Source organism: Albimonas sp., from assembly GCF_055129145.1.
Map to the genome: position 1 here is coordinate 89,288 of NZ_JBSRTQ010000001.1, position 15,920 is coordinate 105,207.

The 15,920-nt window shown below is 71.5% G+C and carries 14 protein-coding genes; 7 read left to right on the plus strand and 7 right to left on the minus strand.

The window, feature by feature from the left end:
- Positions 1 to 86 precede the first annotated feature (86 nt).
- From ACTB72_RS00425 to ACTB72_RS00440, 4 genes are all read left to right on the plus strand, one after another.
- Positions 87 to 1,031 carry a LysR family transcriptional regulator gene (locus ACTB72_RS00425; protein ID WP_463034993.1) on the plus strand — a complete coding sequence of 315 codons (945 nt, stop codon included), beginning with the start codon at positions 87 to 89 and terminating at the stop codon, positions 1,029 to 1,031.
- Positions 1,032 to 1,117: 86 nt separating this feature from the next.
- Positions 1,118 to 2,167: a phytanoyl-CoA dioxygenase family protein gene (locus tag ACTB72_RS00430; RefSeq protein ID WP_463034994.1), complete on the plus strand. Its 1,050-nt coding sequence runs from the start codon at positions 1,118 to 1,120 to the stop codon at positions 2,165 to 2,167.
- Between the two features lie 130 nt (positions 2,168 to 2,297).
- A complete protein-coding gene (locus ACTB72_RS00435) occupies positions 2,298 to 3,332 on the plus strand; it encodes a histone deacetylase family protein (protein ID WP_463034995.1) in 1,035 nt (344 codons plus the stop codon).
- A complete protein-coding gene (locus ACTB72_RS00440; RefSeq protein WP_463034996.1) occupies positions 3,329 to 4,258 on the plus strand; it encodes a DMT family transporter in 930 nt (309 codons plus the stop codon). The genes ACTB72_RS00435 and ACTB72_RS00440 overlap by 4 nt, the downstream gene beginning before the upstream one ends.
- On the opposite strand, the gene ACTB72_RS00445 is transcribed toward ACTB72_RS00440, so the two are convergent.
- From ACTB72_RS00445 to ACTB72_RS00465, 5 genes are all read right to left on the minus strand, one after another.
- Positions 4,255 to 5,712, minus strand: coding sequence for an amidase (locus tag ACTB72_RS00445; RefSeq protein WP_463034997.1), 1,458 nt, complete (start codon positions 5,710 to 5,712; stop codon positions 4,255 to 4,257). The two genes, ACTB72_RS00440 and ACTB72_RS00445, sit on opposite strands and share 4 nt — an antisense overlap.
- The gene (locus tag ACTB72_RS00450; protein WP_463034998.1) at positions 5,709 to 6,380 is read right to left on the minus strand and encodes an HD domain-containing protein; all 672 of its coding nucleotides are present in this window, start codon (positions 6,378 to 6,380) and stop codon (positions 5,709 to 5,711) included. Before ACTB72_RS00450 ends, ACTB72_RS00445 begins: the two co-directional genes overlap by 4 nt.
- Positions 6,381 to 6,491: 111 nt before the next feature.
- Positions 6,492 to 7,613, minus strand: coding sequence for a CaiB/BaiF CoA transferase family protein (locus tag ACTB72_RS00455; RefSeq protein ID WP_463034999.1), 1,122 nt, complete (start codon positions 7,611 to 7,613; stop codon positions 6,492 to 6,494).
- Between the two features lie 497 nt (positions 7,614 to 8,110).
- The gene (gene hemN, locus ACTB72_RS00460; protein ID WP_463035000.1) at positions 8,111 to 9,460 is read right to left on the minus strand and encodes an oxygen-independent coproporphyrinogen III oxidase; all 1,350 of its coding nucleotides are present in this window, start codon (positions 9,458 to 9,460) and stop codon (positions 8,111 to 8,113) included.
- A gap of 261 nt (positions 9,461 to 9,721) precedes the next feature.
- On the minus strand, positions 9,722 to 10,567 hold the full coding sequence (locus tag ACTB72_RS00465) for a universal stress protein (protein WP_463035001.1): 846 nt from the start codon (positions 10,565 to 10,567) through the stop codon (positions 9,722 to 9,724).
- A 162-nt stretch (positions 10,568 to 10,729) separates the two neighbouring features.
- On the opposite strand from ACTB72_RS00465, the gene ACTB72_RS00470 reads away from it, so the two are divergent.
- A complete protein-coding gene (locus tag ACTB72_RS00470; protein ID WP_463035002.1) occupies positions 10,730 to 11,719 on the plus strand; it encodes an alpha/beta hydrolase in 990 nt (329 codons plus the stop codon).
- Positions 11,720 to 11,805: 86 nt separating this feature from the next.
- Here the strand turns inward: ACTB72_RS00470 and ACTB72_RS00475 are convergent, their stop codons facing one another.
- Together ACTB72_RS00475 and ACTB72_RS00480 are read right to left on the minus strand one after the other, a co-directional pair.
- A complete protein-coding gene (locus tag ACTB72_RS00475) occupies positions 11,806 to 12,432 on the minus strand; it encodes an MlaC/ttg2D family ABC transporter substrate-binding protein (RefSeq protein ID WP_463035003.1) in 627 nt (208 codons plus the stop codon).
- A gap of 68 nt (positions 12,433 to 12,500) precedes the next feature.
- Positions 12,501 to 13,355 (minus strand): MlaA family lipoprotein, encoded by an 855-nt coding sequence (locus ACTB72_RS00480; RefSeq protein WP_463035004.1) that lies wholly within the window; start codon positions 13,353 to 13,355, stop codon positions 12,501 to 12,503.
- 407 nt (positions 13,356 to 13,762) lie between these two features.
- On the opposite strand from ACTB72_RS00480, the gene ACTB72_RS00485 reads away from it, so the two are divergent.
- Positions 13,763 to 15,469, plus strand: coding sequence for a type I secretion system permease/ATPase (locus ACTB72_RS00485; protein ID WP_463035005.1), 1,707 nt, complete (start codon positions 13,763 to 13,765; stop codon positions 15,467 to 15,469).
- Positions 15,466 to 15,900, plus strand: a complete 435-nt coding sequence (locus ACTB72_RS00490; protein WP_463035006.1) for a hypothetical protein — start codon at positions 15,466 to 15,468, stop codon at positions 15,898 to 15,900. The genes ACTB72_RS00485 and ACTB72_RS00490 overlap by 4 nt, the downstream gene beginning before the upstream one ends.
- Positions 15,901 to 15,920: the final 20 nt, after the last annotated feature.

Consider the following 15,920-nt stretch of genomic DNA (forward strand, 5'->3'; position numbering starts at 1 on the left):
CCGAGGCGACCGTAGCGTCAGGGTTGCATAGCGCTCAATTGACGATTTCGACTTCTTTCATACCAGATTTGATATATGATCGACGAATGACCGACGTCCCCCTGCGTCTCAAACAGGCGCATCTGCGCCTGATCGCGGCGATCGACGAACATCGCCAGCTCGGCCTCGCCGCCGAGTCCCTCGCCATGACCCAGCCGGCCGCGTCCCGGATGCTGCGCGAGATCGAGACGGCGGTGGCGGCCAAACTGTTCGAACGTCACGCCCGCGGCATGGCCCCGACCCTGATCGGCCGGGCGCTGGCGCGTCGCGCCCGCGGGCTGGCGGAGGAGATGCGCGATCTCGCGGCGGAGATCGAGCAGCTCCGCTCCGGCCGCGGCGGCGTGGTGCGGGTGGGGGCTGTGACCGGCGCGTCCGTCGGCTACGTGGTGCCCGCCATCCGGCAGCTGAAGGCCGCCGCCCCGAATTCGGAGGTCTATGTGGACGTCGAACCCTCCGACGTGCTGGCCCGCGGGCTGATGTCGGGGGCCTACGATTTCGCGCTCGGCCGGATCCCGCCGGGGATCGACCCGCGGGAATTCGAGGCGATCCCGGCAAGGCCCGAGATCGTCGACCTGGTGGTGCGCCGCGAACACCCGATGGCCAGCGCCACCCGGCTCGATCTGACGGAGCTCACCGCCTACGACTGGGTGATGCAGTCCCCCGGCGCCCCGATCCGGGTGGCGGTGGAGACGGCGTTCCTGAACGCCGGCGCCCGGCTGCCGCGGTCGATCATCAACACGCCGTCGCTGCTGGTGGTGATCGCGCTGCTGACCTCGTCGACCGCCATCGCCCCCATGGCCCGCGAGATGAGCGACCTGCTGACGGGGTCGGAGGTCGCGGCCCGTCTGGTCCCGCTCGCGGTGCGCGACGAGATCGTGGTCGCGCCCTACCACATGCTCACCGCACGCCGCCGCCGGCTGTCGCCCGTGGCGGAACGGCTGCGGGCGCTGGTGCTCGACCAGCTGGGCCTGCCCGTCCGCCGGACGCGGTGATCCCCCGGGCGGCGCCGGCTCAGGCGCCTCGCGCGGCATCTGGACAAGACGGCGCGGCGGCCCAATTATTAATGCCAGCATTACGCATGACGGGCTCTCTCATGGACATCTTCGCTCCCGCCAAGGCCGTCGGCTGGATCGCCGGCGTGCTGGGCGCCGAAAAATCCTTCGTCGCGAACCCGATCATCGGCAGCCCGCGCCTGAATCGCATGGGCCTGCATCGCAGCCGCGTGGCCGCCGCCGCCGCCATGGCCGCCCGCCGGCGCCGGGCGATGGCGCCGAACATCGACCCGGCGGACCGCGAGGCCTTCGACCGCGACGGCTTCGTCATCAAGCGCGGCTACCTGCCCCCCGACATCTTCGCGCGACTGCGCCGGGAGATCCTGTCCGGCCCCCTGCCGGCGCGGGAGATGCGCCAGGGCCAGACCGTGACCCGGATGATCCCGCTCGGCCCGGCGGTGGCGAGCCGCCTGCCCACCGCCCGCGCGGTGATCGAGAACGCCACCCTGCGCGCGCTGACCGGCTATGTCGCCGGCAGGGCCGGGGAGCCGCACGCCTTCGTGCAGACCGTGATCGCCGAGCCCGCCTCCGGCGGCCGCGATCCGCAGACCGCGCTGCATGCCGACACCTTCCACGCCACCGCGAAATACTGGCTGTTCCTGCATGACGTGGGCGAGGACGACGGGCCGTTCATCTACCTCCCCGGCTCCCACCGCCTGACGCCGGAACGGCTGGAGTGGGAATACGCGCAAAGCCTCGGCGCAAGGGATGAGGGACGGCGGCACCATGCGCTCGGCTCGTTCCGCATCGCACCGGGCCAGGCCAAGGCCCTGGGCTATGGCGAGCCGGTGCGGGTGGCGGTGCCGGGCAACACGCTGGTGGTGGCCGACACCTACGGCTTCCATTCCCGCGCGCCCTCGGACCACCCCACCGTTCGCACCGAGATCCATGGCGCCCTGCGCCGCAACCCGTTCGCCCCGTGGAACGGGCTGGACCCGCAGGCGCTGCCGGGCATCCGCGGGCGGCAGCTGGACCTGTTCCTGGCCTACGCCGACTGGCGGTCCCGCCGCTCGGGCAAGCCTCATATCTGGCGCGACGTGGGCGAGGTGCGCGCCGACGGCCCCGCCTCGATCTGAGGCCGCGCGCCCGCCGCGCGTCCTGACGCGGACGCTTCCGTTTCCCCGGTCCGACCTGCGCCGCGCCCATTGCCCCGGGCGCGGCATTCCGTCATGTTCCCTTACAAACCACCAGCCGACCGAGGGGCTCATGCTGTTTTTCCAGGACGACCGCCACCGCCTGCATTTCCCGCAGGCCGAGCTTCACGGCGGAGAGTTCGTGACCCCGTTCGAGCGTCCGAGCCGCGTCGAATACGTCCTGCGCCGCCTGAACGAGACGGGGATGGAGGCGGGCGTTCCCGGCCCCCTCGACCTCGCCCCGGTGCGCGCGATCCACGCCCCCGACTACCTGGAATTCCTGGAGACGTGCTGGGAGGAATGGATCGCCTCGGGCGCGCGGGGCGAGATCATCGCCTGCTCCTATCCGGTGCGCCGCATGCGCCAGAAGCCGCCGCGCAACATCGACGGCAAGGTCGGCTATTACTGCCTCGCCGCCGAAACCGCGATCACGTCGGGAACCTGGGAGGCGGCGCAGGCCTCCTGCGCGCTGGCCCAGTCGGCGCAGCGGGCGGTGGCGGCGGGGGCGCGGGCGGCCTTCGCGCTTTGCCGGCCGCCGGGGCATCACGCGGCCTCGGATCTTTACGGCGGCTACTGCTTTCTCAACAACGCCGCGGTGGCCGCCCAGATGTTCCGCGACGACGGCGCGGCCAGGGTCGCCGTGCTCGACATCGACTTCCACCACGGCAACGGCACCCAGGACATTTTTTACAAGCGCGGCGACGTGTTCTTCGCCTCGATCCACGGCGCGCCCGAAGACGCTTTTCCTTACTTCCTGGGCTACGCCGATGAGACCGGCGAAGGGCCGGGGGCCGGCGCCAACCTCAACCTCCCCCTCCCCCCCGGAACCCCTTATCCGCAATGGGCCGAGGCGCTGGACGCCGCCATCGCGGCCATAAAAGCCTTCGGGGCGGAAGCGGTGGTGGTCTCGCTCGGCACCGACGCCTTCAAGGACGACCCGATCAGCTTCTTCAAGCTCGAAAGCGCCGACTTCGCCGATGCCGGCCGCCGCATCGCAGGCCTCGGCCTGCCCACGGTCTTCGTGATGGAGGGCGGCTACGCCATCGAGGAGGTCGGCATCAACGCGGTCAACGTCCTGCAGGGCTTCGAGCAGGGGGCCGGCGCATGAGCGCGCTGCGCGTCCCCTCGACCCCGCCCCCCCGGCGCCCCGACGACGTGCGCGCGGGGATCATCTGGATGGTGGTCACCACGCTGCTCTTCGTCTGCGTCACCGGGATCGTGCGCCATATCGGCATGTCCCTGCCGGCGGCGGAGACCGCATTCCTGCGCTACCTCTTCGGGCTGATCCTGATCTTCCCCTTCATGGGCGGCCTTCTGAAGAACCGGCCCGACAAGCGCACCTGGTATGTGTTCGCCCTGCGCGGCGTGCTGCACGGGCTGGGCGTGGCTTTGTGGTTCTACGCCATGGCCCGCATTCCGATCGCCGAGGTGACGGCGCTGGGCTACATCACACCGATCTTCGTCACCATCGGCGCGGCGATCTTCCTGGGCGAGACCCTGCGCCTGCGCCGGGTGATGGCGGTGGGCATCGGTCTTCTGGGCGCGATGATCATCATCCGCCCCGGGTTTCAGGAGATCAACGCCGGCCAGCTCGCGCAGCTCGCCGCGGCGCCGCTCTTCGCCGGGTCCTATCTGATGGCGAAGCGGCTGACCTCGAACCAGGACAGCGCGGTGATCGTGGGGCTGCTCTCGGGCTTCGTGACGGTGACGCTGGCCCCGCTCGCCGCCGCGCAATGGCAGACGCCGAGTCTGGACCAACTGGCCTGGCTGGCGCTGACCGCAGTCTTCGCCACCGGCGGGCATTACACCATGACCCGCGCCATCCAGGCGGCGCCGATCACCGTCACCCAGCCGGTGCAGTTCCTGCAACTGGTGTGGGCGACGATGCTGGGCATCATCGTGTTCGGCGAGGCGCTGGACCCGTTCGTGATCATCGGCGGCGGCATCGTGGTGGCGGCGGCGACCTTCATCTCGCATCGCGAGGCGATGGCGTCCCGGCAGACCACCCCCCCCGCCGCAGCGACCAAGCTTTAGCTGAGCGCCGGCGGGCGACGGGCGGCCCAGGGGGCGGCGGCTTCCAGTTCGCCGGCGAGCGCCATGAGGTCCGCATCCGCGCCGACGGGGGCGGAGAAGTGGAGGCCGACGGGCAGCCCCTCGGACGAGACCCCCAGCGGCAGCGACATCGCCGGCTGGCCGGAGGCGTTGGCGGCGACCGTGAAGGGCGAATAGTCGAAGCAGCCCTGCGGGCCGAGGCGATAGGCGAGAAAATCCTCGAATTCGGGGCGGGCATGGGCGAAGCGGCCGATCTTCGCCGGCGGCTCGGCCAGCGTGGCGGAGACGAGCACCTCGTAGCCTTGCGCGTGGAACGCCGCCATCCGCCGCCCGAAGGCGTGGACGTGGTCGATGGCGGCCAGGTAATCCGCCCCGCTCAGCCCCATCGCGTGCCGGCAGGCGCCGCGGGTCACGGGCTCGAGCAACGCAAAACCATGGTCGTCCAATCCCTGCGCCCGCGCGTCCGCCTGCACCCAGCGCCAGGTGCCGCAGGCGACGATGTCGGACCAGGCGCGGATCATGGCGCGCTGGTCGGCGTCGGGGCGGGCCTCGGCGACGTGGTGGCCGAGGGCTTCCAGAAGGCGCCCCGTCGCCTCCACCGCGGCGCGGCAGTCGGGATGGATCGGGGCGCCCTCGTAGGTCGTGGGGCAGAGCGCGATCCGCAGGCGACGCGGCGGGCGGGCGAAGGCCTGGGCGAAGGTCCCGCCCATCGCCGGCGCCACATAGGGCGCGCCGAGATCCGGGCCCGCCACCGCGTCGAGCAGCAAAGCCTGGTCGCGGACCGATCGGGTCAGAAACCCGGCGGTCGCCATGCCGCCCCAGCCCTCGCCCGCCCCCGGGCCTTCGGGCAACCGCCCGCGGGAGCATTTGAACCCGACCAAGCCGCAGGACGCCGCCGGGATCCGCACCGAACCGCCCCCGTCCGAGCCATGCGCCGCCGGCACGATCCCCGCGGCCACCGCCGCCGCCGCGCCGCCGGACGATCCGCCCGAGGTCCGGCCGAGGTCCCACGGGTTGCGCGTCGGCCCGCCATAGACCGCGGCCTCGGTGGTGACGCCGATGCCGCCTTCGGGCGCGGTGGTGCGGCCGAACATCACAAGGCCGGCGCGGCGCAGGCGGGTCACCATCTCCGCGTCATGGTCATGGCGGGTGGCGCGGCTCAGGCGCGATCCGTCATGCGAGGGCAGGCCCAGCGCCGCCGCATCCATGTCTTTCAGCAGGAACGGCACGCCCCGCAGCGGTCCATCCGGCAGGCCCGCCCCGATCGCCTCCCGCGCCGCCTGAGCGGCGAGGTTTGTCACCGCATTGATCGCCGGGTTGCGCGCCGCAGTCAGGTCCAGCGCGAGGGCGAGCAGCGCGTCCGCCGTCGTCTGCCCCGCCGAAACCAGGGCGGCGAGGCCGGTCGCGTCCAGCGCCTCGTAGTCCTGCGGGGTCATGCGATGGCTCCCTCGGCCGCCCCGATCTCATCCAGAAACCCGTCATGGAAAGCGACCAGCCGGTCATGGCGGGCGGCGGCGAGCCGGGCGCCTTCGGACGTCCGAAACCCCTCGGCGAGGCCCAGCAGCTTGGCCGGAAAATGGTCGAGCGCGTAGCGGGCGTCGTCGAGCGGGCGGGTTTTGGCCCGCGGATCCTCGGGATCGCAGAGCGCAGCCCCCAGCCGCCCGGCGGTGTAGAAGCAGCGCGCCACGCCGACGAAGCCCAGCGCGTCGAGCCGGTCGGCGTCCTGGAGGATGCGCGCCTCGAGGGTCTCGGGTTCGATGCGGGCGGAGAAGGAATGCGCCTCGATGGCATGGGCGACCGCCTCGATCCGGGGGGCGGACCAGCCGAGGGCCGTCAGCGCCTCGCGCGCCCGCGCCGCGGCGAGGCGGGAGGCGAAGGGACGATCCGGCGAATTCTTCTCCACCGAGACGCAATCATGCAGGAGGGCGGCGGCGGCGAGGATCTCCCCGTCCCCGCCCTCGACCAAAGCGATGCGGCGGACATTGGCCCAGACCCGCGCCAGATGCGCGAGGTCATGGGACCCGTCGCCTGCGCCGGAGACGGCCACGGGCATGAGCCGGGCGGCAAGCGCCTGATGGGGGGCGAAGAGGTTGGCGGCGGTCATCGGGCGCGGCTTTCGTCGAAACGGGAGCCGCCAGAACGCCCCGCCTGTCCGCCTCCCGTCAACCTTGCGCGGCCCCGCGCCCCCCCGACTGCGGCGAGGGGGCGCGGCCGGTCAGCCCTTTGAAAACTCCGCGCGGATCGCGTCGTCGTCGCGGCCGAGCGCGGGGACCGAGCCGTAGGTCGGCGTCTCGCCGGCGAAGACCGCGCCGGGGGCGATCATCTCGATCTCGCCGCCATCGGTCTGCACCGAGATCAGCCGCTGCTGCGGGTGGTCGATCAGATCCTGCATGTCCGAGAGCCGGCCATAGGCGATGCGGGCGGCGTCGAGGCGTTTGGCCATCTCCTCGCGCGGGTGCCGGGAGAAGAGGTCGGCGACGAGATGATCGAGCGTCTCGCGGTTCTCGATCCGGGCGGAATTGTCGTGGAAGCGCGGGTCCGTGGCGAGGCTGGCGTCGCCCAGCACCTGCTCGCACAGCATCGCCCATTCGCGTTCGTTCTGGATGGAGATCAGCAGCGCCCCGTCGGAACAGGGGAAGACGCCGTAGGGGGCGATGGTGGGATGGCGCAGGCCCTCGCGCGCCGGGGGGCGGCGCCCATAGCGGGTCTGCAGGTAGGGGACGTTCATGTAATCGGCCATGGCGTGGAAGAGCGAGACCTCGATGGTCCGCCCGACCCCGGTGCGGGCGCGCCCGACCAGCGCCTGCAGGATGGCGGCGAAGGAGGTCATGCCCGCGGTGATGTCGCAGACCGAAACGCCGACCCGGGCCGCGCCGTCCGGCGTGCCGGTGATCGAGGCGAGGCCGACTTCGGCCTGGATCAGCAGATCATAGGCCTTCTGGTCGCGGCGGGGGCCGGCCTCGCCATAGCCGGAGATCGAGCAGCAGATCAACTCGGGGCGCTTTTCGCGCAGCGCGGCGGCGCCGAAGCCGAGGCGGGCGGCGGCGCCGGGGGCGAGGTTCTGGATGAAGATGTCGGCCTGGTCGAGCAGCCGGGCCATCAGCGCATGGTCGGCGGGGTCGCGCAGGTCGAGGCGCAGCGATTCCTTGCCCCGGTTGAGCCAGACGAAATAGGCGCTCTCGCCCTTGGCCATGCGGTCGTAGCGCCGGGCGAAGTCGCCCTCGGGGCGTTCGACCTTGATCACCCGCGCGCCGGCGTCGGCGAGCTTGGCCGAGGCGTAGGGCGCCGCCACCGCCTGTTCCAGCGAGACCACCAGCAGCCCGTCGAGATCGCCCATGCCGTTTCCCCTTCGCTTTTGCCGGACCGCGGTGCGGAATGCGCGGCCCTGGCTCTTTCGACAGAAGCCGGGGCCGGAGGTCAAGGGGCGGGAAGCCTGCACCGCCGCGCCCGGCCCCCGCCGGGGGAGCCGCGCGACGACCGGCCCGAAGGTCGCGAAGGAGCGCCCGCGCGGCGGGCCCGGCGTCAGCGCCGGCGACGCCGTTTCCCGGTTTCCATGCGCAGCCGCGAGTCTTCGGACGGGTCAAGGCTCGCGAAGCGACCGCCGCAGGCGGCTCGGCCTTGAGGCGGCCGGAGACTCGCACACGCTCGAACAAGGCCCCCCTGGGGGCCGTCTCAGCAAACCCGCGCCCTTGCCCGCCACCAGCGAAACGCCGGCCTCTCTCTGGGACGGCCGCAATCCCGCTCCCCTCTCCCCACGGGGAGAGGGTCAGGGAGAGGGGGCGCCCCGCAGTCCGTTCACGGCCGAAGACATCGGAATGCCCGGAACGGGCGCCGTCAGACCGCCATCGAATGCCGGGCGGCGCCCGTTTCCAAATAGGCGTCGAAGGCGGCGGCGGCGATGCGGACCAGCGGGCGGCCGGTCTCGGTCAGGCGCAGACGCCCGCCCTCGACCACCGCGAACCCGTCCGCCCGCAGATCCCCGAGCCGGGCGAAAGCGTCCTTCGCCCAGTCCGGCGCGGCGCCGAAGCGGGCGGCGCCCTCGGCCGCGTCCAGTTCGAAATCGCACATCAGCCGCTCGATCGCCCAGCCGCGCAGCCGGTCGTCGGCGCTCAGCGCCCGGCCTTTGGCCACGGGCAGGCGCCCGGCCTCGACCTCGCGCGCCCAGGCCCCGGTCTCGACCACGTTCTGCGCGAACCCCGCCGGCGTGCGGCTGATCGAGGTCGCGCCCAGCCCGATCAGCGTCTCCGCCCGGTCGGTGGTGTAGCCCTGGAAATTGCGCCGCAGCCGCCCCTCGGCCGCCGCGCGCGCCATCGGGTCGCCGGGGCGCGCGAAATGGTCGAGGCCGATGCGGATGTAGCCCAGCCCCTCCAGCGCCTCCGCCGCCGCCGCGGCCTGGTCGGCGCGCTGCATCGGGCCGGGCAGCGCATCCTCGGGGATCATCCGCTGGTTCTTCGCCATCCACGGCACATGGGCGTAGCCGAAGAGCGCGATGCGCCCCGGCCCCATCTCCGCCGCCCTCCGAACCGTGTCGACCAGCGTCGCCACAGTCTGGAAAGGGAGCCCGTAGATCAGGTCGAAGCTGATCGCCTCCACCCCTGCGGCGCGCAGGCGGGCCACGGCCTCGGCCACCATCTCGGGCGGCTGGATGCGGTTGATCGCCTGCTGCACGCGCGGATCGAACTCCTGCACGCCGAAGCTGGCGCGGGTGAAGCCGAGCGCCCCGATGCGCGCGGCCATCTCCGCGGTCAGCGTGCGCGGGTCGCTCTCGATCGAAAGTTCCGTCCCCGGCGCCAGATCGAAGCGCGCGCGGATCGCAGCCATGGCGCGACCGAGGTCGTCGGGCGCCAGCGCCGTGGGCGTGCCGCCGCCCCAGGCCAGATGCGACACCGCGAGCCCGTCGGGCGCCGCATCCGCCACCAGCTCGATCTCGCGCAGCAGGGTCGTCAGATATTCCGCCACCGGGCCGTAGCGCCGGGCGAGCTTCATGTTGCAGCCGCAATACCAGCACATCGCCCGGCAGAACGGGACATGGAGATAGAGCGAGACCGGGTCCGCCGGGTCGAGCGCCCCCAGCCAGCCGCGCCAGGTCTCCTCCGCGAAGCCCGTCTGGAAATGGGGCGCGGTGGGGTAGGAGGTGTAGCGCGGCGCAGGGCGGTGGGCGTAACGGGCGAGCAGGGCGGACATCGGATAGCTCCCGGTCGGATCGGACGGGCATCGTCCCCACCGGCTTAGGCCGGCATGGGCCTGCGTCCCATGACCTGGATCAAATCGCGACGCCCCGTGCCGTCCGCCGGGCCAGGCGGCGTCGCGACCCGCGCCCCCGGCGCCCCGCCGCGCGGGCGTGAGAGGGCCGCCGGCGCGACGGCGGTCGCGCGGCCCTCGCCCCCAAAAACACGAAAAGGCCGGGCGAGGCGCCTGCCCCGCCCGGCCTTTTCGCCGCCCAGATCAGTGAGAGATCAGCACCGGGACCGACGGCCCTTCCAGCACCGAGCGGCTGACGCCGGAAAAAATCGCCTCGCGAATCCGCGAATGGCCGTAGCCGCCCATCACCAGCAGGTCGGCCCCGATCTCCACCGCCGTCGCCTGCAGCCGCTCGGCCACGCTGGCGCCGGCGCGGGCGAGGGTCTGCACCTCCACCTTCGCGCCATGGCGGGCGAGCACCGCGGCGATGTCGGCCCCCGGTTCCTCGCCGGTGCCGTCGATGCCCGGATCAGGGTCGACGATGGCCACCGTCACCTTTTCGGCCGTTTCGATGAAGGGCAGCGCGTCATGCAGCGCCCGCGCCGCCACCTGGCTGCCGTCCCAGGCCACCATCACCCTTGTCCCGATCGTGTCCCCGGTCCAGCCCGTCGGCATCACCAGCACCGGCCGGCCCGAGCTGAACAACGCCCCGTCGAGCACCGCGTCCGCGATCTCGCCGTCCACGCCCGCCCCTCCGGCCTGACCGACCACGCTCAGGTCCGAATGGCGGGCCGACCGCGCCGCCGTTTCCGCAAGACCCGAGGCGATGGAGGACGCCCAGCGCGCGTCGTTGCCCGCCCCCGCGGCGTCCATCTTCGCGGCGACCTGCTTGGCCAGGGCCTGGGCCTCTTCGCGCGAGCGGTCGATGGCGGTGAAATCCATCGCCATCTCGGCCCCCGGCATGGCGTAGACGCCGAGGTCGATCTGACGCGTGCAGGCGACCGCGACCAGATGCGCCCCCTGCGCCGAGGCCAGCGCGCAGGCCGAGCCCAGGCGGGCGTCGCTGGCGGCGGAGGCGTCGACGAACACGGTGATGGTCTTGAAGGACATGAATCCTCTCCCGGATCGGTTGGTTTGACGCAACCCTAGACCGGATGCGGGCGCGCGCCTTGCTCTGGATCAACTGACCTTGCGCAAAGCGCCCCCCGCTGGACGCTTGAACGCCTCAGGGGGATGCGTGAGGATGCGGCAACCATAAGGGAGGAGAACAAAATGGATGGACATGCCGGAACCAAGGCCGCAACCGGGCCGGACTATGACTGGATCCTCGCCCCGGACACCCAAGCCTATATCCGCAAGGTGAAGGAGCTGACCGCCACCGGCCCTGGCCCGCTGACCGCCGAGATCCGCCGCGCCGCCTACGACGCCGGCTGCGCGCATTTCCATGCCGGCCATCCGCCCGGCGTGACCACCGAGGACTTTTCCATCGACGGCCCCCGCGGTCCGATCCCGGCGCGCCGCTACCTGGCGGCCTCCGGTCCCGGCAACGCGCTGATCGTCTATTATCACGGCGGCGGCTTCGTGGTCGGCGGGCTCGACAGCCATGACGACGTCTGCGCCGAGTTCTGCGACGGGACCGGCTACGAGCTGATCTCGGTCGACTACCGCATGGCCCCGGAATTCCAGCATCCGGCCTTCTTCGACGACGCCTACGCCGCGTGGAAATGGGCGGCGGAGACCGAGGCGAAGGGCGCGGGCCGTCCGATCATCCTGTCGGGCGACAGCGCCGGGGGGACGCTCGCCGCAGCCGTCACCCAGGCGACTCGCGGGCAGGCGGGCGCGCCGGCGGGACAGGTGCTGATCTATCCCGGCCTCGGCGGCGACCCGACCAGGGGCAGCTTCGCGCTCCACGCCGACGCGCCGATGCTGTCGCGGGCGGACCGCGCCTTCTACCACTCGCAGCGCGATTTCAGCCTGGTGCCGGACGACGATTTCCGGGCCTACCCGCTGCGCGACACGGATTTTTCGGGGATCCCGATGACCGTGTGCATCAACGCGCAATGCGATCCGCTGGCCGATGACGGCAAGAACTATCGCGACGCGATCCTGGCGGCGGGAGGACGGGCGATCTCCATCGAGGAGCCGGCGCTGGTGCATGGCTTTTTGCGCGCCCGCAACCACTCGGCCGGATCCAAAGCCGCTTTCGGGCGGATCGTGGAGAGCCTGCGCGCGCTGGGCGCGGGAGAGCGGCCGAATTTCTGAGAACCGGGCCTCCGAAACGAAACCGGCGCGTCCCGCCCCTCAGGGCCGGACGCGCCGGTTGTTTCTTGGCCGGGACGCGCCCCGCGTCATTCGCCCGAGATGCGCCCCGCGGCGAGGTCGGAGATGAACAGATCGACGTTTCCGCCGCGCTTGTCGATCATCGCCGCGAACTCCTGACGCTGGCTTTGCAGCAGCGACACGCCCTCGGCCACGACGTCGACCAGCTTCAGCCCGTCGCCGCCGCGGTCGGAGACCAGCCACTCGACCTCGGTGTTCTCCAGCCGCTCGCCCTTGCCGGCGGTCTTGACCAGCACGCCCTTGGCGCCGAAGTCGGTGGCCCCGGTCACCTCCAGGGTCTGGCCCTGATAGTCGTTCAGAAGCCCGGTGTAGATGCGGCCGACATAGGTCACCACCGCGTCCTGCGCCTTGAGCTGCTGCGCCTCCGACATCTCCCGCCAGACCCGGCCCATGACGAAGCGGGTGACCTGCGGAACCGCGGCGTAGCGGGCGAAGAGCTGCGAGAAGGCGGTCGCCTGCACCTCGATCGGCTTGCCGGACTGCACGAGCGTGGTGACCTCGGCCACCATCTTCTTGATGAAGCCGGCCGCGTCGTCGGCGCTCGCCGCCGCGCGGGCGGGCGACAGCGCGCCGATGGCCAGCGCCAGGGCGGCGGCCGCGCCGGCGCCGATGACTTCGCGTCGATCAAGTCTCATTCGGTTCACCCCGTGATCCGTTTGCGTTCCGCGTCCGTGATGCTCGGCGCCCGGCTTTCAGGCCTCGCCTAGTCGGAGAAGACGTCAGGCAGCGTGTCCGCCTGCGTCTCGCCCCCGGCCGCTTCGCGCCGCCGCAGCTGCAGATAGTAGCTGCGCGTCGTGATGTAACTGTCCTCGCTCTCGTAGAGCACCTGATCGATCGCACCGCCGTATTCGGAACGGACGACCATCGCGCGGACCGGGTAGATCCAGTAGGAATCGAGGACGTCGGACACATCATCGTCGATGGCCGAGATGTTGGCGACATAGGTCAGCGGGTCGAACGCGATATGCCCGACGCGGCCGATCCCGTCGCGCAGCGTGGCGGGCCCGAGCACCGGAAGCTCCAGATAGGGGCCTTCCTCGAATCCCCATGCGGCGAGGGTGAGGCCGAAATCGGTCCCTTCCTTGGGCAGCCCCATCTCTGTCGCGGGATCGAGCAGAATCCCGCCCATCACGATGTTGACCCCGAAGCGGCCGACGCCGGCCAGCGCCTGCTCGAAATCGCCCTGCAGCGCGTGGTTCACGATGATCGCCGGCATCTGCAGCATGTCGAGGCCGTTGCGCACCAGCAGCTTCACCAGCCCGGGCGTCGCGAAGTCGTAGGCCTGCGACGCCGGGCGCAGCAGCACCGTGTCGAGACCCTTGTTGAATTCATGGATATGGCGATTGGTCTGCTCATACGGATCGTAGACGAAGTCGGGATCGGACCCCGCCGACGGGCCGGAGGCGCAGCCGGCGAGCAGGCTTGCGGCGACCAGGGCGGCGGCGAACCGGACCGCGGGGCGCGACGCCGGGCGGGCCGCGGGACAGGCCGCGTCGGCGCAGGCCAGGGCGGTCCCGGCAGCGTCGACCCGGGACATGTCGGAGCGGAAAAGCGTCACGACGGATGGCCTCGATTTTTTTGCGTTGCGACAGAAAGCTGTCACCAGATAGCGATACGAGGGCCGGCGCGCAATCGGGCCAAGGCGTCGTGCGCGTCCGCGAGGCATCGGGACAGTGTCGTGGACGGGAAATGTTGCGTCTCGGGAACAAGCGCGAGGATCGCTCGGATGCGATGCAAAGGCCGGGACCGGATCTGTGCGTCGCACTGGCGCGGATCGCATCGGAGTCGTAAGGGAGGGCGTCCGCCGCGGGCCTTCGTCCATGCGGAGGACGCCACGCGTGCGCTTCCGCAGCGGGCGTGGCGAATCGCGGGCGCGGCGACCGGCGACTCGGGCGCCCGGGACGGTCGATCGGGGGTTGAATCGTGAAGGGTCAGGGCCAGGCAGGTCGGGCGGAGCTCAGGTCGGTGCTCGCCGAAGGACGTTCGCTGTTCATTTCGGTCGGGCTGTTCAGCGTTTTCGTAAATCTGCTGATGCTCACCGGCCCCATCTACATGCTGCAGGTCTACGACCGGGTCATGGCCAGCCGGTCGGAGGCGACGCTGGTCGCGCTGACCGCGATCATGGCCTTCATGTTCCTCATCATGGGCGTGCTCGACTACGCCCGCGGCCGGGTTCTGGCCCGGGCCGGCGCGCGGTTCCAGGCGCGGCTCGACAACCGGGTGTTCGAGGCGGTGCTGCGCCGCTCGGTGTCCCCGACCGAGCGCGCCCGGCCGGCCACCGGGCTGCGCGACCTCGAATCGATCCAGCGGCTGATGTCGGGCCCCGCGCCCTTCGCCGTGTTCGACATCCCCTGGACGCCGTTTTTTCTGGCCGCGATCTTCACCTTTCACTGGATGCTCGGCTGCCTCGCCGTCGCCGGCGGGCTGCTCCTGATCTCGCTGACCTGGGCTAACCAGTATTTCTCCAAGCAGCTGCAGATCGACGCCAACGTCGCCTCCGCCCAGTCCGAGGGCTTCACCGAAGCGGTGCGCGCCCAGGGCGAGACGGTGCAGGGGCTCGGCATGCGTCGCGCGGTGCTGGCGCGCTGGCAGAAGCTGCGCGGCAAGTCGCTGACCACCACCATCACCGCGTCGGACCGCACCGGCATATTCTCCAACGCCTCCAAGACTCTGCGGTTCTTCCTGCAGTCGATGATGCTGGGCCTGGGCGCCTGGCTCGCCATCGGCGGCGAGCTGAGCCCGGGGATGATGATCGCGGGCTCGATCCTGATGGGCCGGGCGCTGGCCCCGATCGAGCAGGCCATCGGACAATGGGCGCTGGTGCAGCGGGCCATGCAGGGCTGGAAGTCGCTGGCCGATCTGCTGGAGAGGACGCCGGAGCAGGAGGAGCGGACCAAGCTGCCCGCCCCCCGCGCCATCCTGGAGGCGCAGCAGGTCACCGTGGTCGCGCCGGGGGAGCAGTCGGCCGCGATCCGCATGGTCTCGTTCCGGATGGAGCAGGGACAGGCGATGGGCGTGATCGGCCCGTCGGCGTCGGGGAAATCCACGCTCGCGAAAGCCATCGCCGGGATCTGGAAACCGGCGGCCGGGCAGGTGCGGCTCGACGGCGCCGCGCTCGACCAGTACGGCGACGACGATCTGGGCAAGCATGTCGGCTACCTGCCGCAGGAGATCGCGCTGTTCGACGGCACCGTGGCCGAGAACATCGCCCGCATGTCGATGGCCCCCGATTCCAATGCGGTGGTGACCGCCGCCAGGCGCGCCGGGGCCCATGAGATGATCCTCGGCCTGCCCGGCGGCTATGATTTCCAGGTGGCGGCGGGGGGCGGCAAGCTCTCGGGCGGGCAGCGGCAGCGCATCGGGCTGGCGCGCGCCATGTACGGCGACCCGGCGGTGGTGATCCTGGACGAACCGAACTCGAACCTCGACGCGATGGGGTCCGACGCGCTGAACCACGCCATCGCCGACCTGAAATCGCGCGGCAAGGCGGTGATCATCATGGCCCACCGGCCCGCGGCCATCCAGCATTGCGACCTGATCCTGATGATGGAGGACGGCGTGCGCAAGGCCTTCGGCCCCAAGGAAGAAGTGCTGCGCCAGCACGTGCGCAACTATCCGCAGGTCGCCGGCGCCGGCGCGGAGGCGGCCCCCGCCGCGGAGGCCGCCCGATGAGCCACGACCGCCGCAAGCCCGACGCCTCCGCGCCCGAGATCTCCAACATCTTCGCCGAGACGCAGGCCAAGCCGGATCACGGGCCTCGCCCGGACCGCGCCCGCGCGGCGGAGGTCGAGGACGCGACGCCGGCGTCTTCTCCCGCCGCCTCCGTGCGGCGATCCACCCCGGCGGAGGCGCGTCGGCCGCAGGGCGGGGCGCCGGTCGGCTCGTCTATGCCCTTCCCTGCCACGCCCGAACGCACCGGCGCGCCCTCGCCGGAGATGCGCCGCATGTCCTCGGCCGACCCGTCGGTCGACGCCGTGGCCGAGGCCGCGGGCAAGGCCGTTCTGTCGCGCCGCCGCCCGCCGAGGGATCGACCCGCAGCGGCCCGCCCGAGTTCTTCACCTCGCAGATGGAATATCCCGAAAAGCGGCTCGAGCTCGGCATGAACACCCCGCGGCTGGCGAGC